This is a genomic window from Psychrobacter sp. H25 (genome assembly GCF_059076335.1).
Genome location: NZ_JCACRV010000001.1, coordinates 739652 through 760277, shown reverse-complemented (window position 1 = coordinate 760277; position 20626 = coordinate 739652). Strand labels below are relative to the sequence as shown.

At 41.5% G+C, this 20626-nt stretch carries 20 protein-coding genes; 8 read left to right on the top strand and 12 right to left on the bottom strand.

What is annotated here, in order from left to right:
* Positions 1–108 precede the first annotated feature (108 nt).
* From accB to AC5JPO_RS02980, 3 genes are all read right to left on the bottom strand, one after another.
* Positions 109–540, bottom strand: a complete 432-nt coding sequence (accB, locus tag AC5JPO_RS02990) for an acetyl-CoA carboxylase biotin carboxyl carrier protein (RefSeq protein ID WP_493851723.1) — start codon at positions 538–540, stop codon at positions 109–111.
* A gap of 239 nt (positions 541–779) precedes the next feature.
* A complete protein-coding gene (locus AC5JPO_RS02985; RefSeq protein ID WP_319050438.1) occupies positions 780–2147 on the bottom strand; it encodes an MATE family efflux transporter in 1368 nt (455 codons plus the stop codon).
* Between the two features lie 408 nt (positions 2148–2555).
* On the bottom strand, positions 2556–3050 hold the full coding sequence (locus AC5JPO_RS02980) for an EVE domain-containing protein (RefSeq protein ID WP_319050350.1): 495 nt from the start codon (positions 3048–3050) through the stop codon (positions 2556–2558).
* Between the two features lie 316 nt (positions 3051–3366).
* On the opposite strand from AC5JPO_RS02980, the gene hemW reads away from it, so the two are divergent.
* Entirely contained in the window at positions 3367–4668 is a 1302-nt protein-coding gene (hemW, locus tag AC5JPO_RS02975; protein ID WP_493852704.1) for a radical SAM family heme chaperone HemW, read from the top strand.
* A gap of 122 nt (positions 4669–4790) precedes the next feature.
* Here hemW and AC5JPO_RS02970 read toward each other — a convergent pair whose 3' ends face one another.
* The gene (locus tag AC5JPO_RS02970; protein ID WP_057759705.1) at positions 4791–4931 is read right to left on the bottom strand and encodes an entericidin A/B family lipoprotein; all 141 of its coding nucleotides are present in this window, start codon (positions 4929–4931) and stop codon (positions 4791–4793) included.
* Positions 4932–5192: 261 nt separating this feature from the next.
* Between AC5JPO_RS02970 and AC5JPO_RS02965 the strand changes: the two genes are divergently transcribed.
* Positions 5193–5753 (top strand): tRNA (cytidine(34)-2'-O)-methyltransferase, encoded by a 561-nt coding sequence (locus tag AC5JPO_RS02965; RefSeq protein ID WP_493851724.1) that lies wholly within the window; start codon positions 5193–5195, stop codon positions 5751–5753.
* A gap of 87 nt (positions 5754–5840) precedes the next feature.
* Here the strand turns inward: AC5JPO_RS02965 and AC5JPO_RS02960 are convergent, their stop codons facing one another.
* The 4 genes from AC5JPO_RS02960 to tusD are packed head-to-tail and all read right to left on the bottom strand — an operon-like array spanning position 5841 to position 7412.
* Positions 5841–6167, bottom strand: coding sequence for a TusE/DsrC/DsvC family sulfur relay protein (locus AC5JPO_RS02960; protein WP_319050440.1), 327 nt, complete (start codon positions 6165–6167; stop codon positions 5841–5843).
* 32 nt (positions 6168–6199) lie between these two features.
* Positions 6200–6529: a hypothetical protein gene (locus tag AC5JPO_RS02955; protein WP_493851725.1), complete on the bottom strand. Its 330-nt coding sequence runs from the start codon at positions 6527–6529 to the stop codon at positions 6200–6202.
* 48 nt (positions 6530–6577) lie between these two features.
* A complete protein-coding gene (locus AC5JPO_RS02950) occupies positions 6578–6901 on the bottom strand; it encodes a hypothetical protein (protein ID WP_319050353.1) in 324 nt (107 codons plus the stop codon).
* Positions 6902–6953: 52 nt separating this feature from the next.
* Complete coding sequence (gene tusD / locus AC5JPO_RS02945; RefSeq protein ID WP_493851726.1) at positions 6954–7412, bottom strand: sulfurtransferase complex subunit TusD; 459 nt, start codon at positions 7410–7412, stop codon at positions 6954–6956.
* A 429-nt stretch (positions 7413–7841) separates the two neighbouring features.
* On the opposite strand from tusD, the gene glnE reads away from it, so the two are divergent.
* From glnE to AC5JPO_RS02915, 6 genes are all read left to right on the top strand, one after another.
* The gene (gene glnE, locus AC5JPO_RS02940) at positions 7842–10706 is read left to right on the top strand and encodes a bifunctional [glutamate--ammonia ligase]-adenylyl-L-tyrosine phosphorylase/[glutamate--ammonia-ligase] adenylyltransferase (protein ID WP_493851727.1); all 2865 of its coding nucleotides are present in this window, start codon (positions 7842–7844) and stop codon (positions 10704–10706) included.
* A 308-nt stretch (positions 10707–11014) separates the two neighbouring features.
* Positions 11015–11944 (top strand): branched-chain amino acid transaminase, encoded by a 930-nt coding sequence (locus AC5JPO_RS02935; RefSeq protein WP_493851728.1) that lies wholly within the window; start codon positions 11015–11017, stop codon positions 11942–11944.
* Between the two features lie 106 nt (positions 11945–12050).
* Positions 12051–12887, top strand: a complete 837-nt coding sequence (locus AC5JPO_RS02930; RefSeq protein WP_493851729.1) for a glycosyl transferase — start codon at positions 12051–12053, stop codon at positions 12885–12887.
* Positions 12888–12995: 108 nt separating this feature from the next.
* Positions 12996–13862: a glycosyltransferase gene (locus AC5JPO_RS02925; RefSeq protein ID WP_493851730.1), complete on the top strand. Its 867-nt coding sequence runs from the start codon at positions 12996–12998 to the stop codon at positions 13860–13862.
* A gap of 64 nt (positions 13863–13926) precedes the next feature.
* Complete coding sequence (locus tag AC5JPO_RS02920; RefSeq protein WP_493851731.1) at positions 13927–15006, top strand: glycosyltransferase; 1080 nt, start codon at positions 13927–13929, stop codon at positions 15004–15006.
* Between the two features lie 65 nt (positions 15007–15071).
* Positions 15072–16181: a glycosyltransferase gene (locus tag AC5JPO_RS02915; RefSeq protein WP_493851732.1), complete on the top strand. Its 1110-nt coding sequence runs from the start codon at positions 15072–15074 to the stop codon at positions 16179–16181.
* A 70-nt stretch (positions 16182–16251) separates the two neighbouring features.
* Here AC5JPO_RS02915 and AC5JPO_RS02910 read toward each other — a convergent pair whose 3' ends face one another.
* The 4 genes from AC5JPO_RS02910 to AC5JPO_RS02895 all read right to left on the bottom strand — a co-directional run bounded on the left by AC5JPO_RS02910 (position 16252) and on the right by AC5JPO_RS02895 (position 20394).
* Positions 16252–17019 carry a hypothetical protein gene (locus tag AC5JPO_RS02910; protein WP_493851733.1) on the bottom strand — a complete coding sequence of 256 codons (768 nt, stop codon included), beginning with the start codon at positions 17017–17019 and terminating at the stop codon, positions 16252–16254.
* Between the two features lie 83 nt (positions 17020–17102).
* Positions 17103–18116: an NAD-dependent epimerase gene (locus AC5JPO_RS02905; RefSeq protein ID WP_493851734.1), complete on the bottom strand. Its 1014-nt coding sequence runs from the start codon at positions 18114–18116 to the stop codon at positions 17103–17105.
* Positions 18116–19282 carry a nucleotide sugar dehydrogenase gene (locus AC5JPO_RS02900; protein ID WP_493851735.1) on the bottom strand — a complete coding sequence of 389 codons (1167 nt, stop codon included), beginning with the start codon at positions 19280–19282 and terminating at the stop codon, positions 18116–18118. The genes AC5JPO_RS02905 and AC5JPO_RS02900 overlap by 1 nt, the downstream gene beginning before the upstream one ends.
* A gap of 110 nt (positions 19283–19392) precedes the next feature.
* Positions 19393–20394, bottom strand: a complete 1002-nt coding sequence (locus AC5JPO_RS02895; RefSeq protein ID WP_493851736.1) for a capsular polysaccharide biosynthesis protein — start codon at positions 20392–20394, stop codon at positions 19393–19395.
* Positions 20395–20626: the final 232 nt, after the last annotated feature.

Sequence of the window (20626 nt, the reverse complement as noted above, 5' to 3'; positions counted from 1 at the left end):
CGAAGCGTCAGTCATTGACCAAGTTTAATATAGCATCGTGTTATTCAATATTGATACGATAAGTACACCAAAACTCAGCCATTATGAAATAAAGTATGGCAAATATCGTTACGCTTTATAGCGTATGACAGGTTGGCCGAACTGTACGACTTCAGAGTTGTCTACCAAGATTTCATCAATGATACCGCTTTGAGTCGCTTCAAGTGGATTCATGATTTTCATGGCTTCGATAATACCTAAGGTATCACCTGCTTGAACTTTTTGCCCGACTTTTACAAATGGTGGATCATTCGGCGTTGGTGCTGAATAGAACACACCTACCATAGGTGAGCTTTCGACGTTTCCAGCTCTTGCCGCAGGTTTTGCATCAGCAGCTGCCATTGGTGCAGTGCCAGCAGTAGGGGCTGCCATCATAGCTGGTACAGGCGCATCATAGTGACGAGTCAAACTAATATGTTCATCATCTGAACTGATTTCTAAATTCACCAGTTCACTTTCTTCCATAAGGGCGATGAGGGTGCGTATTTTTTCAATATCCATAGTTTTTATCTGGCCTTGTACTAAATTCGAGAAATAGTGTAACTAAATATTGTCTAATTAGTTGCTAATGATACCTAGATTCAGGTCAATGAGCAATCAATGTACAGTTGTTAACTGAGAATTTTTACATATTTTGACGTAAGCGCTTTGTTTAGCAAGAAATCTTCTACGATTTATCATAGTCTATGTCACTAAGTAGCGCCAGTCATGTTGTGAGATAAGGTGCTCTATCATCGATGTTAGCCCCACAGTGCTGTCAGACGTTTTTGTTGGTAACGTAGACGCAGTGTCAATAGGATAGAGGATAAAAACAGACCAGTTATGAGTGCCATCCAAAACCCCTGTGCACCAACATCAGTGAAACGCACTAAATAAATACCCAGCGGTAATGCAACCAACCAATAGCAAAAGAGCGTCACCCACATCGGTATCGTCGTATCTTGCATACCGCGTAATATGCCAGCGACATTGACCTGCCAGCCATCAAAGAGCTGGTAGGCAAGGGCAAAGATAAGCAGGTGCATAGACTGAGCTCTCACAACGGGGTTATCAGTAAATGCAGCTGCCAATTCTGGCCTAAATAACCATATACCGAGCATGCAAACAACAGCAATCAGGACTGTCCAAATAAGCCCAGTAGCTTGCACTTGGCGTAGTGCCAAGAGATTTTTTTGACCAAATCGATTTGAGATCATGATAGTGAGTGCCATAGCAACGGATATAGGTATCATGAACAGTTGTGAGGTCACGGATAGAGCCACCTGATGCGCTGCTGTCGCAATCTCACCCAATGGACTAATAACCAAGGCTCCCAAACTAAATAAGCTGGCTTCAAAAAAGATAGAAATACCAATAGGTATACCAAGCTTTAAAAGTTTTTTAATCTGTGTACGATTTGGACGTGTAAAACCATAAAAAAAGCGAGTAGTGGCAAATTCTTTTCGCTTGGTAAAGCCCGTATAAGCGGCTAATAAAAGCACATTTATCCATAATACTAATGCGGTCGCTACACCGCAGCCAGCTCCGCCCATCTCAGGCATACCAAATAAACCATGAATAAAGATATAGTTGAGCGGTATGTCGGCCATCAGACCAATAATACTAATGACAGTCACAGGCTCAGGTCGACCCAGTGCCTCACAGTAGCTGCGCAGTACGGCATAGACTGCTAGTGCAGGGAAACCAAAGGACACACCATGCAAATACTGTGTTGCGATCGGCTGAATATTCTCAGGTACACCCATGAGACCCAGAACATTGGGTGCCAAATTGACAACAATAAACCCAATAATCCCAATCACCCCTGCGGTCCATAAGGACTGCTGCGTGATATGTGGAACCTGATCATGCTGGTTTTGACCAACCGCCTCACCAATCAGAGGGGTCGTCGCGATTAATATACCTGTCGCTAACAAAAACAGTGGGAGCCAAATACCAGACCCAACTGCCACTGCTGCCAAATCAAGCGCAGACACCTGGCCTGCCATGATAGCGTCAACAACACCAAGTGCTGCTTGGCAAAACTGAGTGATCAAGATAGGTAGGGCGAGTACGCCTAGGCGTAAACTGTAGCTTTTAAAATCTTTGAAAGACAATGGAAAAACCATGGTGAGCAACTTTTTATTCTTTGCGGTAATTGTTATTAAGAGCGTTATTATGAATAAGCCAACACTGTTATGAATCCTAAGAGAGCAATGCATCAAAACTAAAGTGGTAGCATGAGCAGAAAAGTGGTGCCAATGATGATGCCCTGATAAACGATATGAGTAAGCTTATAGAGACCACGCACAGCAATGAAAATCAAGGTCTTAAAATAAGGGTTCTAAAATAAAGACACTAAAATAAAAATAACCCGTCGATCCAAGCAGTGGATTGACAGGTCATATATAGATAAGATGGTAAAGAAGCGGCGCTACGATGTCAACGCTTTGAAGGGTCTATATACATATTAATCATAGACGCTTTGTACTTCACTGCTTATCACAGATAAGTGATATGTTGAATCAATAAGTTAATCAATGATTCGTTGTCTGCTCTGGTAATATCTCAAGTGTCTCCGCCATATTCATAATCGCGCGCCAGTGCTTGGGTTCTAATGGGATCACTGTTAATTGTTGACAGCCTTTTCTCAGTAGTAAGGAATCTTCGAGCGCAGGCAAGAATTTTAGCTCTGATAAGGGCAACACCTCGGTAAAAGCGTGCTCAAAAGTGAGATCTACCATGTACCAACGCGGCGCTTCTTCGGTCGCAATAGGGTCGTAGTGTCGATGCTCAGGGTGAAACTGGCTAGGGTCAGGATAGCCTGCTTGGCTCACGGTCATAATACCAGCCACACCAGAGGGTTTGGCACTAGAGTGATAAAAGAAAACCTTGTCACCAACTTTCATATCATCACGCATAAAGTTACGCGCGCGGTAGTTACGAACACCGTCCCAACCGTCGGTGCCCAAGCGCTGCAAATCTTCAATACCAAAAAATTTAGGGTTGGATTTCATTAACCAATACGCCATATATCTATCCTTTGAATTTTTGTTTATTCTTTAATTCGTTCTTAAAACTATTAGGGTTAGTTTCTATTAACTCACCCTCAAACATGTTTTAAATCGTGTCTATTCTTAGTAGAGGCTGTTTTTAATAGAGTCTCTATATACTGCCCATAAGTTGTCATGGTGAATAGAGCGTTTATACGTGTTTTTGTTAATAGTTTTATGATAGATAGGCTTTTCTTTATCCCATCTAGTCGCTATCCTAACGTTACTTTTGATATCGATTATTATTGCTCACTACAAAATAAGTTTATTTATGCCCAAAGTGAATACAGAAAGCATGCCAAACGACCTAAATACATTAAGTCTTACTGAACCAACGACGGCTACTATCGCGGTAGACGTGACTGACATTCCATTGTCTCTTTACATTCACATTCCGTGGTGTGTGAAGAAGTGTCCTTATTGTGATTTTAATTCGCATGAGTTGCCTGTAGACAGTCAGATCTCCATGTATGATGACTATGTCGATGCGTTACTGCTAGATGCCGCAATGCAGCAATCACTGGTGCAAGGTCGCAAAATTTCTTCTATATTTATCGGTGGTGGCACGCCATCTTTGTTACCTATTGCTCAGTATCAGCGATTGTTCTCTGGTTTACGGTCATGTTTTGAGTTTGCAGCAGATATAGAAGTCACGATGGAGGCCAATCCAGGTACGCTTGAGCATGCGCCATTTGCGCAGTATCTAGAGGTTGGCATCAATCGGCTGTCTATCGGCGTACAGAGCTTCGCTGCTGATAAGCTGACAGCGCTTGGACGTATCCATGACCCTGTGCAAGCATTATCAGCAATTAAAGCTGCCAAATCTGCTGGATTTACGCGTGTTAATGTCGATTTGATGCACGGTCTACCGCAGCAAACCATGAAAGAAGCTCTTAATGACATTCAAATGGCACACAACGCTGGCGCCACACATATTTCTTGGTATCAATTGACAATTGAGCCCAATACCGTGTTCTATCGCAGTCAGCCGGTCTTACCTGATGAAGACAACTTGGCAGATATTGAACAAGCAGGTCAGTCGCTATTGCAGCAATTAGGCTATAGCAACTATGAAGTGTCGGCATGGGCAGGCGCATCAGACAAGCCATGCCGTCATAATATAAACTATTGGCAGTTTGGCGACTATTTAGCAATAGGTGCAGGGGCGCATGGCAAAGTGACGGTTGGTTATAACCTAAACAATGAGCCGTCAACGCAAAGCAATATGCTAGAGACTGACCTAGTAGCAGAAGCAGGTATTTATCGATTCAGTAAGTCACGTATGCCGAAGGATTACGTGGGTTCTAAAGATATCACTGAGCAGTCTCATATCAAGCAAAGCGCACCCAAAACGGTTGGCTGGCAAGAGATTGATCGTGATGAGCTGGTAAGCGAGTTTATGTTGAATGCGCTGAGGTTGCATGGAGGTGTGGCTTGGTCATTGTTTGAGGAAAGAACGGGGCTGAATCTTGATAGTATCAATGAGCAAGTGGCTGGTTTGATAAAACAAAGGTTGCTGATAGACAGTGATACGCAGTTACAACCGACACTGTTAGGGCAGCGCTACCTTAATCAGATACTACGTGCTTTTTTATAATGTTTAGTATTCACTTTCGTGTGACAAGATGTACTCAAAGGCCATGTAAGAATAAGTGGTCAAAAATAAAAAAGGCTTACCAAAAAATGGTAAGCCCTTAACAAATCTAAAAAAATCAGACCTTAGATTTTGTTTTGTACTTCTTGTGCGCCACCAGTGACAGCATCGCCAGCACTTGATACGTCTTGACCAAAGCCTTTGAACGTGTTGCAACCAGTTAGAACGAACATAGCAGTTAAAGATGCGATGATTACTTTTTTCATAATAGTATCCTCAAAGATAAATGGATGGTTATAAATAACAACAGTGATGCAAAGCGGTCTGCTTAAGCGTCACTGAAGGGGTATTGGATGAGACAGTCACACTTAAATGCTATCGCGTTATCCATTACAGACATCATAGAGAAAGTTAAAAACGCTGCACAGTATCAAAATGTAATTATTGGCAGTAAACTGTAACTTTTAATTACCTGTCGCTCATAAACTTAAATAACAGAGCGTTAACCATTTTTGGAGTAAATAAACATGATCATTCATATCGTGCTGGTTGGCCCAAAGATGCCGAGTAACACAGGCAATATCATTCGCCTGTGTGCCAATAGTGGTGCCCAACTACATTTGGTAAAACCGCTAGGGTTTGAGCTTGATGATAAAAAACTACGCCGCGCAGGACTCGATTATCACGAATATGCGCATCTACAAGTACATGATGACTGGGCAGCAGCGAAGCAGGCGTTACAGATAGCGGACTGCCATGTCATTACCGCGTTGACGACTAAGCTGAGTAAGCCCTTTTACGATTATGATTTTGGCGGGCGAGTAGCTGCTGAAGAGGCTAATGACGACGTAGTACCTAATATCGCACTGGTATTTGGTTCTGAAACGGCAGGCCTTACAGAGGATATACGTGAGGATATTGGTGCTGATAATTGGCTAAGACTACCCATGCTGGCTGATTCGCGCAGTTTAAATTTATCCAACAGCGTTGCTATCTGCCTGTATGAAATATGGCGACAGCAAGGGTTTTTGGGTGATGAAGGTCGTAGTGTCGGTTATGAGAGTTTGACAGTCTACGACCCAAAGTAGTTACTTTAACGAATAGCGATTTGTCTGATAAGACCGATAGGATTGATTATCCTTGTTTCATAAAAACAGAATAAGCAATGATATGTATTATAGGCAGTTTGGCGGTTTGGGTAGACCCGCTAAGCGGTTGACATGACGTGCAACCAAACCAGTATGAAACAGCTGCTGCAACTTTTGATTGCTAATGTCATGTTCTGGCAAGGTTTTTTGTAGCCATTTTATCAATGGGCGTGTGGCTGGCGCGTGGTTGAACTTGTCAAAAAATGCACGCACTTGCTGCAAAACCTGTAAATGCTCAGCTTTCAAATGAACGTCTAATGTGTCAGCCAGTTGCTGCGCGATATCAGGCGTCCAAATGGTGTGGTCACATAAGTGACCATCTTGATCCAATGCAGCCTCAGTGGCTGCTATCATCACGTTGTTACTAGTTTTGGAGTTGTGATCTGTCATAAGGCAATGGTCACCACTTTATCAAATTGACGGTCCTGAGTCAGATTGACCCATTCAGCGTCTGTTAAAGTGCCCGCTAACTTGGTATCTAAATTTAGCTTGCCAGTAGTATTCGCCGAGAGCTGCGCGACATCATCCGTCAAGGCATAAATAGCAGTGATGCCATCTATCTCATTATCATTTAAATAAGCACTTAGCCAGTCGATAAAAGCGACTGTTGTACCAAGTAAAACAATGCTGTCGCCATTGTGCCAAGTGCGAGACATCTCTTCAGTGCTACGTCTGAGCGTGTCCATCGTACTGTGTAATTGATATAAAGTCGCCATAAAAGTATCCGATGATGTGTTTTGTTATTTTTCTGATGATATAGTCATTTAAAAAGTTAAAATCTGCTCAAAGTCTTGCGAGCTGATGATTTCTGGTACCAGTGTAAGCTGTGATGCTAGATCTGTCGGTAGCATACCAATGACCCAACCGCTAAAGACATCGTCAGGTAGCCAAGCTGCGGGCATATCGTAAAGATCAAGCGACTGAATCATACCGTGCAAACGGGACTCCGTTTGCATCAACAAACCAAATACAGGCGCATCCAATGATAACTGCACCTCATGCCCAAATGTTGCTAGTGTTAGCGCCAGTGCACAGCCCTCATAACTAGCCGCTTCAGTGGGCGTATGCAACTGAATTAATAATTTCATGTTATATTCCTAAATAGGTTTGTCGCTGTTGACAGTCGTCATCGTAATGCGATCAAAACTGTATCAATCGGCAGTCATCTTGCATCATTAGAGCAAGCTCACTGAGTCCTACTAGCGTAAATCCTGCAGCAAGATTGGCACCCTTTAGCTGATGTCGTGTGCTGTTGTCAGCGTCACTCACACCGCGGCTCAGTGCAGTGCTGACACAAACGGGTAGTGATAATTGATACTGCTCAGCCAACGATTGCCATTCTTTTGTTAAATCTATTTGATCTGCTGACTGCCAACGTAGACGGTTGGCAGTATGAGCTGAATCGCCGTAAAAAAAGACATTGAGCAACGCCCGTTTGGTGTTAGGATTGTCACTATCGTTTATGTCGTTATCGTCAATTCTACTATTCTCAGAATGGTTTGAGGCCTCTATAAGATAAGCGTGTGCATAACGTAGTGCTAGGTGCGCCAGTGGGTGGGCGGGATCAGCAGTGATGAGCAGTAATGGAGTAGTAGTCATAAGGTGCGGTATCACATATTGTCAATAAGAGTGTTATGAGAATTAGAAGATAGTAGTGAGTGGTTGCGACTGTTTTGTAGACAGCAGTTTGTTTCTTTGATTTGCTTCATTGGTTTATGGTCAGGTATATAGTCTTTAAACACTATTATATCAAAATACTATTTTTATTGGTGAGAAGAGCATTTAGATACATTGCCACGTCGCTATAGTGGTGTAACGACAGTGACGGATCAGCGACGCATTTTAGTATGCTACCATAAAGCGCTTCACATCAAATAGAGCGACTAATTACTAAACGCGCCTTTATCTTTTGTGCTGATATACCGAGTATATCTATTTGACGTTGTGACTGTCTCGTAAGAAAAAACAATAAACTTATGAGCTTGGTTCACGTAGTCTTACCATTCTATGTAAGGAGTTTTTGTCACTATGTTACCTGCTATGCCCTCACGTATGAACAGTGGTACAGATTATCAGCCGACAGCGGAGCAACTACAAGTACTACAAACAGCAAGTGAATTTGCTTATCAGATTTGGGAGAGCCGAACGGTTTCATGTCAGACGTTTTTGCGTAGTTACCCTTTGAGTAGTACGCTGACTCGTCAACAAATTGATGATCTGATACAAGATTATACGCTGGATGAAAACTACCAACTCGCTGATGAAGCCAAAGTCATGAGCGGCTTGCGTAATCTGCGTACACTGTTGATGATGCGCTGGATTTGGCAAGACGCCTTACAGATGATCAGTCTTGAGCAATTGACCGATGAGTTGTCTGAATTTGCAGATGGTTGTATTTCTTTTGCTAAAGGCTATACCTACCAGCACTTAGTTGCCAAATATGGTGAGCCAACCTTTATCAATGTCCAAGGTAATGTACAGATTGATGACATGGCAATCATGGCTATGGGTAAGCTTGGCGCTCAGGAGCTGAATTTATCAAGTGATATCGACCTAATTTTTGTGCATCAAGCGCGCGGTGAGACCAATGGTGACAAAACCAAAGGCACACGTAGTATAGACAACAAGCGTTTTATGACTAGGCTTGGTCAAGGCATTATTAAACTACTCGATAACAAGACGGCTGATGGTTTCGTGTTTCGAGTGGATATGCGCCTGCGACCATGGGGTGATGGTAGTGATTTGGCCATTCACCTGTCGGCATTACAAAAATACTTCACGATGCATGGGCGGGCGTGGGAGCGTTTTGCTTGGTTAAAGGCGCGCGTCGTTGGACAAATAGAACAGCCGTTTTATGATGAGATACAGGCACTGATTAAACCCTTTGTGTTTCGTTATTACGTTGACTATAGTGCATTCTCGGCACTTAGAGAGATGAAGTCTCTCATTCAAAATCAAGTAGCACAGCGTGAAGATCTAGACAATATCAAGCTTGGTGCGGGCGGTATCAGGGATATTGAGTTTATTGTACAAGCATTTCAGTTGATATATGGTGGCCGGCATCCACAGCTACAAACAAAACCTTGTCTACAAGCAATGAAAGTGTTGCGTGAGCTTGGATATCTAGAGCAGTCAACCTACGATAACTTACAAGCTGCGTATCGTTTCTTGCGCCGGCTTGAGCATGGCATTCAAGCCATCAATGATCAGCAAACCCAGCGCTTACCACATGATATGCAGTGGCAGCATAATCTAGCCGTGACGCTCAATTTTGAAAACTGGCGTGCATTGCTAGATCAGCTTAATTGTCACCGAGAGCTCGTCAACGTACCATTTGAGCGTATGGTCACCGAGCGTCAAGTACCTGATAACGAAGACACTGATCTCGAGCCCGAACGCTTAGATGAACAAATTGCTCGTTTAAATGAGGTATTAACAGAAGATAATCGCGAGCTATTGCAGAGCTTTTGGCAATCAAAGATGGTGGTGAATTTAAGTGAGGAAGCAAGAGAGCGCTTAGATGATGCTTACCCTGTTATTGTCCATGCGCTACTGGCCCATCAAGAGCAGCAAAAACTTGCTAATGCCGCCTTGCCTCGACTGATTTCATTGCTTGAAGCGATTTGCCGTCGTTCCATCTATCTGGTCATGATTGCAGAAAACCCCAATGCAACGATTGAGCTGATCCCGATGCTGTCTGCCAGCCCATGGATTGCAAAAGAGCTGGCACAGTATCCTGTATTGCTAGACACCTTTTTACAGCAGCGCTACCGTCATTTGCCAGACAAGCGTGAACTGCGTGATATTTTGCGTCAACAGCTACTGCGCGTCGAGCCGAACGACGAAGAAGAGCTACTAAGCGTTTTACGACTATTCAAGAAAAACCAAATATTGGCTGTGGCTGCGAGCGATGTATTGGCTGAGCGCCCAATCATGAAAGTATCGGACTCTTTGACGTATATTGCCGAAGTAGTACTGGAGGCTGCACTAGAGCGTGCTTTTGCCGAGATCGTCAACCGTTATGGTTATCCTATCGGCCAAGATGGAGACCCTGTCACTGAAGCTGATTGCGGATTTGCTATCATAGGCTACGGAAAGCTTGGCGGCTTAGAGCTCTCATACTCGTCTGACTTGGATTTGGTGTTTTTGCATAAGATAAAAGAGCGGGGCATGACCACAGGCGAAAAATCAGTGAGCGGAATGAAATTTGCTGCGCGCTTGGTACAGAAATTGATGAACTATCTCAATACCCAAACGCGAGATGGCAGAGCATACGAGATTGACATGCGTCTACGCCCTTCAGGCAATGCTGGCATGATGGTGGTGTCTTACCATGCGTTTGAAACGTATCAAATGGACAAAGCCTGGTCGTGGGAGCATCAAGCACTGGTACGTGCCCGAGCAATTTGTGGTGACAGACGGGTGACGGCGCTTTTTTGTGATATTCGCCGAGATGTGTTGGCGCTACCACGGACATTGGATCAAGTACGTAGTGAAGTCACCAGTATGCGTATCAAAATGCAGAAGCATTTGGGTACCAATCAATGGCAACAACAAGCAGGCAAGTTCCATCTTAAACAAGATGCAGGCGGTATCGTAGATATTGAGTTCTTGGCACAGTTTGCGGTATTGGCTTATTCGCATGAGTATCCAAGCTTGACCAAGTGGAGCGACAACGTTCGTATCTTCGAAGAGGTGGCCTTACTTGGTATATGGCAAGAGCAGGTCTGTCAAGACTTAAGCGATGCTTATCTCAGGATACGTGCTGCCACGCATCAACTGGCATTATCGGAGCAGTCGTTGCTGGTCGATGAGTCACTTTGGCAGGAGACACGTGCATTGGTACAAGCACAGTGGCAACACCTAATGGGTGTCGAATCTGCCAACAAGTGATACCGAGGTTTGTATTATTAGGGTCTTGCTGATAGCTACAGAGACGCTTACACTGTAGAGCCCTATGATAATTTAAAAGCGTAATTAAAAGCCATGTGCTCCCAAACCAAAAGATTTCATTTGCCAACACGGCCAGTGATATAATCGGTCGCGCATCGTCATAGCACTGTCAGCCATTTATCATAATAATGCTGGATTTTAAGCAATAAATAAAAGCACTGCAGTGTTATCATAGGGTGTTAATCACTACTGTTAAATAAAACCTACCTAAAAAAGTTAGACGTCAGTGCTAGCATAAGGACTATAAAATGAATATGGCAACACAAGATGGTAAGCTTTGGATGAATGGCACAATAATTGAACAGCCAGATGCTAAAGTTCACGTGCTTACACACAGCTTGCATTACGGCATGGCTGTGTTTGAAGGTGTGCGCGCTTACCAAACGGCTGACAATCGCACGGCTATTTTTCGCCTAAAGGAGCATACTGAGCGTCTGCTTGGTTCAGCAAAAATCTTCCAAATGGATGTGCCTTTTGATGCGGCGACACTAGAGCAAGCGCATAAGGACGTAGTCAAACAAAACAACTTAGCAGAAGCGTATATTCGTCCACTCATTTGGGTTGGTGCAGAAAAACTTGGTTTGTCTTCACGTGAAAACAGCATCAATGCTATGGTTGCCGCTTGGCATTGGGGTGCTTATCTTGGTGAAGAAGGTATCAAAAACGGTATCCGCGTAAAAACCTCTTCATTTACGCATCACATGACCAACGTGACCATGTGTAAGGCAAAAGCATCAAGCAATTATCCTGTTTCTATTATGGCAAACCAAGAAGTTACTCGTAATGGTTACGACGAAGCTATCTTGATGGATCCGCAAGGGTATGTTTGCCAAGGTGCTGGTGAAAACTTGTTCTTGGTAAAAGATGGCGTGTTACATACACCAGATCTAGCGGGCGGTGCACTTGATGGTATCACGCGTCGTACTATTATTCAGTTTGCTGATGACTTAGGAATTAAAGTCGTTGAGCGTCGTATTACTCGTGATGAGTTTTACCTAGCAGATGAGATCTTTATGACAGGTACAGCCGCTGAAGTGACCCCTATCCGCGAATATGATGATCGCATCATCGGTAACGGTGGCCGCGGTGAAATCACTGAAAAACTACAAACCTTGTATTTCGATGTGGTGCATGGTCGTAATGAACAGTATATGGACTGGTTAAGCTTTATTGATTAACAATGTCACTACTTTGAAGACCGAAAAGGCTGAACATAATTGTTCAGTCTTTTTTTTATGCTAATATAGCCATCATATTTATTCATAAGATTAAAGCGAGCAGTCAATGCCAACAGATTCTAATATAGTAGATAATAAAAACATCAAGCAAATTATTTGTATCAAATGGGGCACAAAGTACGGTGCTGATTATGCCAATAAACTTTATGGTATGGTGTCTCGCAATATCACACCGCCGTTTCGTTTTGTTTGTTTTACCGATGATACAACCGATGTGCGTCCAGAGATTGAGTGTCAAGAGTTGCCACCACTTGATGTTAGTATGCCAACCAATACACTTGGTAAATGGCCAAAATCTCGTTTGTGGGGTGAAAAGCTAGGTGATTTGACAGGCACAGTACTGTTTGTAGATTTGGATGTCATTATAGTAGATAGTCTTGACCCTTTCTTTGAATATGGCGCGCCAGATGACGTGATTTTATCTTATAACCCAAGTAATCCATTAGAGCGCTTGGGACAGACGTCTTGCTTTAGATTTCAGGTAGGCTCACTTGTGTCACTACAAGAGAAGTTCAAAGCAGATCCACAAGGTATCGCTGATGAATATCGTTTTGAGCAGCGTTTTGTTACTCGTAATGCGCCAGGTGGCGTGAAACTGTTTCCAAAGGCATGGGTCGCCCATTTTAGACGTAAGTGCCGTCAGCCATTTCCACTTAACTATATTAAAGAGCCAAAGATTCCTAAAGGCGCTCGTATTGTTATCTTCCCAGGCGACTTGTATCCAACCCATGCTATTGAAGGTAGATACAACAAAAACGCGGCCAATAATGCCAAAGACCATCTAAAAAGACTGACTGAGCCCAAAAACCTAAAAAGACCACTACGTCATTTGCGTCATTTTATTTTGCCAGTAGGATGGATTGAGAAGTATTGGAAAGAGTAGGCTGAACGTTATATTTGAGCGTTATTGCATTAGTAGAAGTCAGTATTGAGGTGCTTTATTCTAATGGAAATTAGAATAGAACAAACTCTCCAGTAAGCGGATAAAATTATGAACACAGAAGATACTATTAAAGTCTTTGTTGGCTGTGACCCAAATAACTGTGATCTAGAGCAGATGATGGTATTAGATTATAGTATTCATAAACATACCAGTGTACCTGTTGAGATAGTGTGGATGCAGTTGTCGCGTGATCCTAGCAGCTATTGGTATTCCAATCCTGAGACTGGTGATGGTTGGAATACCATCAAATGGTCAACGCCGTTTTCAGGATTTCGCTGGGCAATTCCGGAATACTGTAATTATTCTGGACGAGCTATCTATATGGATGCCGATGTTGTCATATTAGATGATCTAGTAAAGTTATGGCAGCACCCTATTGAAGGGCAGTCTATAGTAGCTGCCAAGACAAATGCTGATATGACACGACTATGCACGTGCGTATGGGATTGTAAAGCTGCAAAAAGTATTGTTCTACCAACACAAAGGCTCAGGAAAGATCCTAAAAGCCATAAAGAGATGATGGCTGTCTTCAAAAAAAATACACAACTGATTGAGCCTTATCAAGACAGTTACAACTGTATAGACGGTGAGGACCTAGCATTAGAAGATATTAGGATTTTGCATTACTCAGATATGGGTACGCAATTTAGTCATAAATATGCACTGCCAAGAGTGAAAAAAGAAGGGATTGAGCATTGGTTTGATGGTGAGGTAATGCCGCACCCAAGAGAGGATTTGTCCGAGGTTTTTGATATCTATTATAATGAAGCGCTTGATAATAAATATTGTTTAGATAATTATCGGGTTGAGCCTTTTGGTGATTTCCCTAAAAAATCTCAGCAAGGTTATATTGGCAATAAGGTAACTCGTCCACATGCCTCTAAGTCATTTTTCTCAAAACTATTCAAACGCTAGTTTTTAATGAAGCAGTGATAAACCTTTTTAAAAAGTCAAAGATTTATTCTATAGGTTGTCGTTTATGAAGCAGCATAAAAAAATAGCGTTACTCGTTATTAATTGTTTACAAGGCGGCGGTGCGGAACGTGTTGTGTTGACATTGGGGCAAGGGTTTTATGAATTAGGATACGAAGTACATATTCTAAGATTCAAGCCACTGGTACAGTATGATTTGAGCCAGAACCTTAATTATCATGTCCTAAAATTTAAGCCCTACAAATTAATACCAGGGGCACAAAGACGCGATAGAGTGTTTGCGCGCGCTGTTGATAAATACGTTCTGCAACATATCGGTCAGCCTGACGTCATTTTGTCTAATCTAGATCGTGCAGATAGTATTCTAAGTAGTAGCAAGCTGTCTAATATCACTTATATTATTCATAACACAGTGTCATTACTCTACAAGTTTAATAAAAATCACGATGCTGAGCAATTAAAGCAAAGAATGGTGGAGATATACGCAAAGCACCCATGTGTGTGTGTGAGTGAGGGCGCGCAAAAAGATTTTATCAAGAGCTTTGGTCGTATTACGCCAACCACTGCCATTCACAATCCAATTGATAGAGAAAGTATTCAAAAGCAGGCTGATGCTTTTGTTCCTGAATATCAAAACTATATTATTCATGTTGGCAGTTTCAAAGACGCAAAACGTCATGATATCTTAGTAAAGGCTTACGCACAGACTGATCAATCTATGCCGTTATTACTCTTAGGTCAGGGCAAGCACAAGACTGAGACAGAGCAGCTGGTGGCAGAGTTGAGTTTAGTAGGCAAAGTGGTATTTCTAGGGTTTCGTGACAACCCTTTTCCCTATATTAAGCATGCGCAATTCAAAATATTAACCTCTGACTGGGAAGGCTTTGCTTTGGTTATTGCCGAAGCCCTCGTACTAAATACGCCTGTTATTAGTACCAACTGTCCATCAGGTCCAAGTGAGTTACTGCCAGAAAGTAACTTGATGCCAATGGGTGATATTGATGCCATTGCTGAAAAAATGCGTCAAGCTATGAGTGATCCACAAGCATTTTGTGCGCCATTTGATGAAGCGCTGCTACCAGTCAAAATAGCAGAAAAATACGCAGAGTTCACTCAGAAGCAATAACTGAAAAAACAGTGATATCACTGTTTTTTTAAATCGAAATACTTATCTTTAAGAATACCTGATACATGATTAATAATACTATAGAAATAAAAGAAGATCTGAATAAGAAAGAAAAAGTGTTACTTGTGATTAATTGCCTACAAGGCGGGGGTGCCGAACGTTCGGTTTTAACTCTTGGGCAAGGTTTTCATGAGTTAGGTTACGACGTCCATATTCTACGCTTCAAATCTAAAACATCTTACGAACTCAGCGATGATATTTCCTATCATCAGATTGACTTGAACGACTATAAGTCTATACCTACTAAACAACTGAGGCACTGGTACTTTGCAAAAGTATTAGACAGATACGTGATCAAAGAGATTGGCACTCCAATACTGACGCTTGCGAATTTAGACAAAGCTGATATGGTCTTGCGCCACAGCAAGCTACCTAATATTGCACACGTAATTAGAAATAATCTTTCTAAAAAAATTGAGTTGTTTAGAAGCCAAGGCAAAAAAGCAAATGAGAAAAGGTTAAGCAATATATATTCTCGGCATCCTTGCATATGTATTAGCAAAGGAGTCGAAAAAGACTTTCAGTCTACATTAGGTGTTACAAATACCACGACAATATATAACCCGATTGACCAAATACAGATCATGCAATCGGCGTCAGAGTTTGAGCCAGAGTTTAATAGTTATATTATTCATGTCGGTAGTTTTAAGACTCAAAAAGCTCATGAGGTCTTACTTAGAAGCTATGCAAAAACAAGAAAAATGGTTCCGCTTTTGTTGTTAGGTGAGGGAGCGTTGTTAGAGCAAATGAAGATGTTGGTTGCCTCTTTAGATCTAGACCATCATGTACATTTTTTAGGTTTTCAAAAGAATCCGTATCCCTATATCCGGAAGGCAAAGTTTATGGTGTTATCATCAATATTCGAAGGGTTTGGACGAGTCATTGCTGAGTCACTGGCTTTAGGCACGCCTGTCATCAGTACAGACTGCCCATCAGGTCCAAGTGAGCTATTACCATCATACAATCTTGTTCCTGTAGGAGATATTGACGCTTTAGCAGAAAAAATGGATGAGGCAATGATAGATGCTAGTGTGTATGAGTCCACATTCGATAATGAGCTGCTACCAACGAATATTGCTCAACAATATATAGAGTTTATGGCAAGCAGTAATTAGGTTCTTCTTAGTCGTAGCATCGATAAAAATCGAAAGCAGTGGTTCTGAGTAAAAGTATAAAAAAGGTAGCCTAATCCAACCACCATTTAGACCAATCGTCTCTGTGTAATGCTCGTAATGTGGCAAACGCACTATCAGTATGCTGTAGTTTCTCAAAAACAGATAATAGTATTCTAGTGGCTAATTTATCGACTTTCTGAAATTTACTATAACGTTTGCGCATGTTTCTCAAGCTGTCATCAGTGCCGATGCGAAAATAAGTAAGACCATCGTATAGAGGCAGATCACCTGCATAAAGCATATCGGTTTTTTCAGTTAGCAATGGCAGAGATTCAGAAGTAGCGGGTAACTGCAGGAAGTTTTTGGTTTCGTAAGTGCGCAAAGTATTCATGAGAGTCACGACATTCATCAAGATAGCTGCTCTACAAGTATCGTCTGAATGGTCAATGAATGTGTCGCAGGCAGAAACAATCCAGCGTAGCGAGAGGTGCTCTAATAAGTAGCCGCTTTCCGCCTCCCATAATCTCTCAAATTCAGCAAACGTTTTAGCTATCTTATATTTACGGCGTATCAAGATAACAAGAGTATTATGATAAAAGCAGAGCTCAGATTCACCAAGTGATTTATATTTCAAATTATTTAAATGACTTTCTAAATCTGTGCTTTTGCGCTCATCGGTTAACGCTTTAATATCACACATCGACTCAGTAATCGTTGTCGCTTTCATCTCATCAAAACTTTTGTCATTATAGTTATTGACAACCTTACCTGCATTTAGTCTTTTTTCGCTTCGAAACAGTAATAGCAGTTTTTTTTGCCAGTTTGCAGGTGTGGTCATGTCATCAAAATCCTTTGAAAAAATACAAAGATGCTAGCGTTTTAATCTCTATAATATAAGTCTTAAAGATTATCACTGCTTATCTAAACTGAATAATATCGTTGATACCAATCGACAAATTGTTTAATACCCTCTTCGATACTAGTCTCAGGTTTAAAGCCGATATCCTCTACTAACTCATCTATATCAGCATAGGTAATAGGCACATCACCTGCTTGCATGGGTAATAAGTTTTCCTGCGCTTTTTTACCACATGCGTCTTCGATAGCAGTAATGAAACGCCGCAGCGTGACTGGCTGATTGTTACCAATATTATAAATCTTGTAGGGGGCGGTTGCTGTTGTGATAGTAGAACACTGAGGAGAGGGCGCTTTGTTGATTGTACGAATAATGCCGTTGACGATATCATCAATATACGTAAAGTCACGTTGCATAACACCATTATTGAAGACGTTGATGGGTTCGCCCGCCAAAATTTTCTTAGTAAAAGAAAAATATGCCATATCTGGTCGACCATAAGGGCCGTAAACCGTAAAAAAGCGCAGACCTGTGGTAGGGATATTGTATAAATGACTATAGCTATGTGCCATCAGCTCGTTTGATTTTTTCGTAGCCGCATACAAGCTGATAGGAAAGTCAACGCAGTCAGCGGTGGTAAATGGTTGTTTGATATTCATACCATAAACAGAGCTCGAGCTTGCATAAATCAAGTGCTTGATATCGTGGTGACGGCACCCTTCTAATATATTGACGAATCCAACCACGTTTGAGTCGATATAGGCATTTGGGTTTTCGATAGAGTAGCGTACGCCTGCTTGAGCGCCCAGATTAACAACGGTATCGAATTGATGGGTGGCAAAAAGCTCAGACATGGCTTCGCGATCAGCAAGGTCTAACTTGATGAACGTAAATGTGTCTGGCGATGCTATCTCACCTAATATTCTTAAACGCTCTTTTTTTAAATCTACATCATAATAGTCATTGATATTATCGATACCAATAATACAATATTCGCTATCAGATACGCCCATTTCCAATAATGCTTTGATTAAGTGGAAACCAATAAAGCCCGCCGCACCAGTGACCAAAATTTTCATTAATCGTTCCCAAATAGATCTCTAGTAAATACTTTGTCCGCCACATCTTTTATCTCATCAGATAAGCGGTTGGCGACAATCACATCACTCATTGATTTAAAGGTTTCTAAGTCCTTAATAACCCGCGAGTTAAAGAAATTATCTTCTTTCAACACAGGTTCATAGACAACGACTTCAATCCCCTTTGCTTTGATACGCTTCATGATACCTTGGATCGCAGACGCTCTAAAATTATCTGACCCGCTTTTCATTACTAAGCGATGTATGCCTACGATCTTTGGCTGTCTTTCGATAACTTTATCAGCAATAAAATCTTTGCGAGTTCTATTAGAATCGACAATAGCCTTTATCAGGTTGCTTGGTACTTCATCGTAATTTGCCAGTAGCTGCTTGGTATCTTTGGGGAGACAGTAACCGCCATAGCCAAATGAAGGATTATTATAATGATCACCAATGCGTGGGTCTAAGCCGATACCTTCGATGATTTGTTTGGTGTCAAGTCCAAAGGTTTGAGCATAAGTGTCAAGCTCATTAAAATAAGCCACGCGCATCGCTAGATAGGTATTAGAAAATAACTTAATCGCTTCAGCTTCGGTAGATTCTACAAATAATAGCGGTACGTCCTTTTTGATTGCGCCTTTAAGCAATAAGTTGGCAAACACGTGAGCCTGCTCAGACTGTGCACCTACAATGATTCGAGAAGGGTAAAGGTTGTCATGTAGTGCTTTACCTTCGCGCAAAAATTCAGGTGAAAAAATAATGCGATCAGTCGCGTAACGTTCTCTGATACTTGCTGTATAACCCACTGGTACTGTAGACTTTATGATAATAGTCGCTTGCTGGTTGACTAAGAGTACTTGTTCAATGACCGCTTCTACTGTGGAGGTATTGAAATAGTTGGTCTTAGTATCATAATCAGTTGGTGTGGCAACGATGATAAAGTCAGCATCTTTGTAAGCTGTACTGGCATCCAGCGTCGCAGAAAAGTTGAGGTTTTTATGCGATAAAAAGTCTTCAATATCTTCATCTTCAATAGGAGATTGCTTGGTATTTAACATCTCTATCTTTTCAGCAACCACATCGACAGCGATAACTTCATTGTGCTGTGCCAGTAGCATTGCATTTGATAAACCTACGTAGCCTGTACCTACGACTGTTATTTTCATAATATATCCAAGTAATGTTTATGCTTTTATTGGTTCAAACCAAAATTGGCTAGTTCTTATAGTTGTTTAAGATTGGTAGCTGCTCAAGCTTGAGCTAACCTGCTTTAGACTTATTCATTAATGCTTGCTACCACAGACGTAGGTAGATAAGCTGCGAGTTTATGTGTCATGGCTTGGCTGATTTTATTGTGCAAATCTGGCTTGAGTAGGTCCAAGCTTTGAATGCAACCATATTTGATGGTTTTGTCTTCTAATGCAAGAACAAAATCTTCTACGCTACTCTCATTTTTTAGATAATTGACAGAGGTATCAGATTTTAAATGTACTTCACTCTTTTGAATTTTCAGATGATTCATCAGGGTTATAGGATTGACCTGTGCAACATCCCTGAATTTATATTTTATCTGTTCTTCTAGCAGTTTAGGGTTATTTAACAGGTGAGCTTTTAAAATATTTCTATCAACAATATGAGGGTAGTGGTGTATCTCAAAAAATTGATCCATACCTAATATTTTAGCACTTAACATTTGGGCTATAGTATGGCGTGGTTGAACGGGGGTACCAAATAATTTCAAGCGAGATTTTCGGAAATTAAGCTTAGCGCTCAAAACAGCATTATTGCGCCACTGACCGTGAATGATCAGGTGGTTACCATCTAAGAAGTCATCTATCGTCACAGGCTGATTAAAAAAGAAATCATCGTTCATATAAATAAAATAGTCAGATAGCCCTTCGATATTCCATATCATTGTCTCAATTGACCGAGTATTAAACGTAGGCAAAAACTGCTCATAACCTGAAAATATTTCTTTATGATCGACGATACGTATTTTATCTGTCGAGCAGATATTCTGCTTGGCAAACTCATCGATAAATGCAGGTTTCTGTTCATCGGTGACAATATAGATATGACGGCAAAAAGGCATGTATTTGATGATAGAGGCAATATTATAATATATCTCATCGTCGCTTGCGAAACGCGTCGCAGATGTCGCATCTGACGCTACTGCCTTACCTAACTTATAATGCTCTCTTTTTTGTTTGAGGATAGGATCTGCGCCATCCACCCAAGCGATGACAACGTCTACTACTTTTTCATTAAACTGCTTCATAATAGATCCTACCTTTTGGGAATACATTTTATCAAAATGCTATTATTTTTAGTAGTGACGTTAGCTCAGCTACGATATTTACTGATATCAGTGTTACCAAGGCTTCATCAATTTATAAGAACAATGTTTATCACAAGTTTGCTATGGGCAGGCAGACCAGTTACGCCTATACTTAATTAATTAAAATCAGGAGGATAAAGGTAGATGAGACTAGCATATAAAGCCAGAATGC

Bases quoted from the DNA above. Each gene is read 5' to 3' on its own strand.
- accB (WP_493851723.1), bottom strand. From the start codon at position 540: ATGGATATTGAAAAAATACGCACCCTCATCGCCCTTATGGAAGAAAGT.
- AC5JPO_RS02985 (WP_319050438.1), bottom strand. From the start codon at position 2,147: ATGGTTTTTCCATTGTCTTTCAAAGATTTTAAAAGCTACAGTTTACGC.
- AC5JPO_RS02980 (WP_319050350.1), bottom strand. From the start codon at position 3,050: ATGGCGTATTGGTTAATGAAATCCAACCCTAAATTTTTTGGTATTGAA.
- hemW (WP_493852704.1), top strand. From the start codon at position 3,367: ATGCCAAACGACCTAAATACATTAAGTCTTACTGAACCAACGACGGCT.
- AC5JPO_RS02970 (WP_057759705.1), bottom strand. From the start codon at position 4,931: ATGAAAAAAGTAATCATCGCATCTTTAACTGCTATGTTCGTTCTAACT.
- AC5JPO_RS02965 (WP_493851724.1), top strand. From the start codon at position 5,193: ATGATCATTCATATCGTGCTGGTTGGCCCAAAGATGCCGAGTAACACA.
- AC5JPO_RS02960 (WP_319050440.1), bottom strand. From the start codon at position 6,167: ATGATAGCAGCCACTGAGGCTGCATTGGATCAAGATGGTCACTTATGT.
- AC5JPO_RS02955 (WP_493851725.1), bottom strand. From the start codon at position 6,529: ATGGCGACTTTATATCAATTACACAGTACGATGGACACGCTCAGACGT.
- AC5JPO_RS02950 (WP_319050353.1), bottom strand. From the start codon at position 6,901: ATGAAATTATTAATTCAGTTGCATACGCCCACTGAAGCGGCTAGTTAT.
- tusD (WP_493851726.1), bottom strand. From the start codon at position 7,412: ATGACTACTACTCCATTACTGCTCATCACTGCTGATCCCGCCCACCCA.
- glnE (WP_493851727.1), top strand. From the start codon at position 7,842: ATGTTACCTGCTATGCCCTCACGTATGAACAGTGGTACAGATTATCAG.
- AC5JPO_RS02935 (WP_493851728.1), top strand. From the start codon at position 11,015: ATGAATATGGCAACACAAGATGGTAAGCTTTGGATGAATGGCACAATA.
- AC5JPO_RS02930 (WP_493851729.1), top strand. From the start codon at position 12,051: ATGCCAACAGATTCTAATATAGTAGATAATAAAAACATCAAGCAAATT.
- AC5JPO_RS02925 (WP_493851730.1), top strand. From the start codon at position 12,996: ATGAACACAGAAGATACTATTAAAGTCTTTGTTGGCTGTGACCCAAAT.
- AC5JPO_RS02920 (WP_493851731.1), top strand. From the start codon at position 13,927: ATGAAGCAGCATAAAAAAATAGCGTTACTCGTTATTAATTGTTTACAA.
- AC5JPO_RS02915 (WP_493851732.1), top strand. From the start codon at position 15,072: ATGATTAATAATACTATAGAAATAAAAGAAGATCTGAATAAGAAAGAA.
- AC5JPO_RS02910 (WP_493851733.1), bottom strand. From the start codon at position 17,019: ATGACCACACCTGCAAACTGGCAAAAAAAACTGCTATTACTGTTTCGA.
- AC5JPO_RS02905 (WP_493851734.1), bottom strand. From the start codon at position 18,116: ATGAAAATTTTGGTCACTGGTGCGGCGGGCTTTATTGGTTTCCACTTA.
- AC5JPO_RS02900 (WP_493851735.1), bottom strand. From the start codon at position 19,282: ATGAAAATAACAGTCGTAGGTACAGGCTACGTAGGTTTATCAAATGCA.
- AC5JPO_RS02895 (WP_493851736.1), bottom strand. From the start codon at position 20,394: ATGAAGCAGTTTAATGAAAAAGTAGTAGACGTTGTCATCGCTTGGGTG.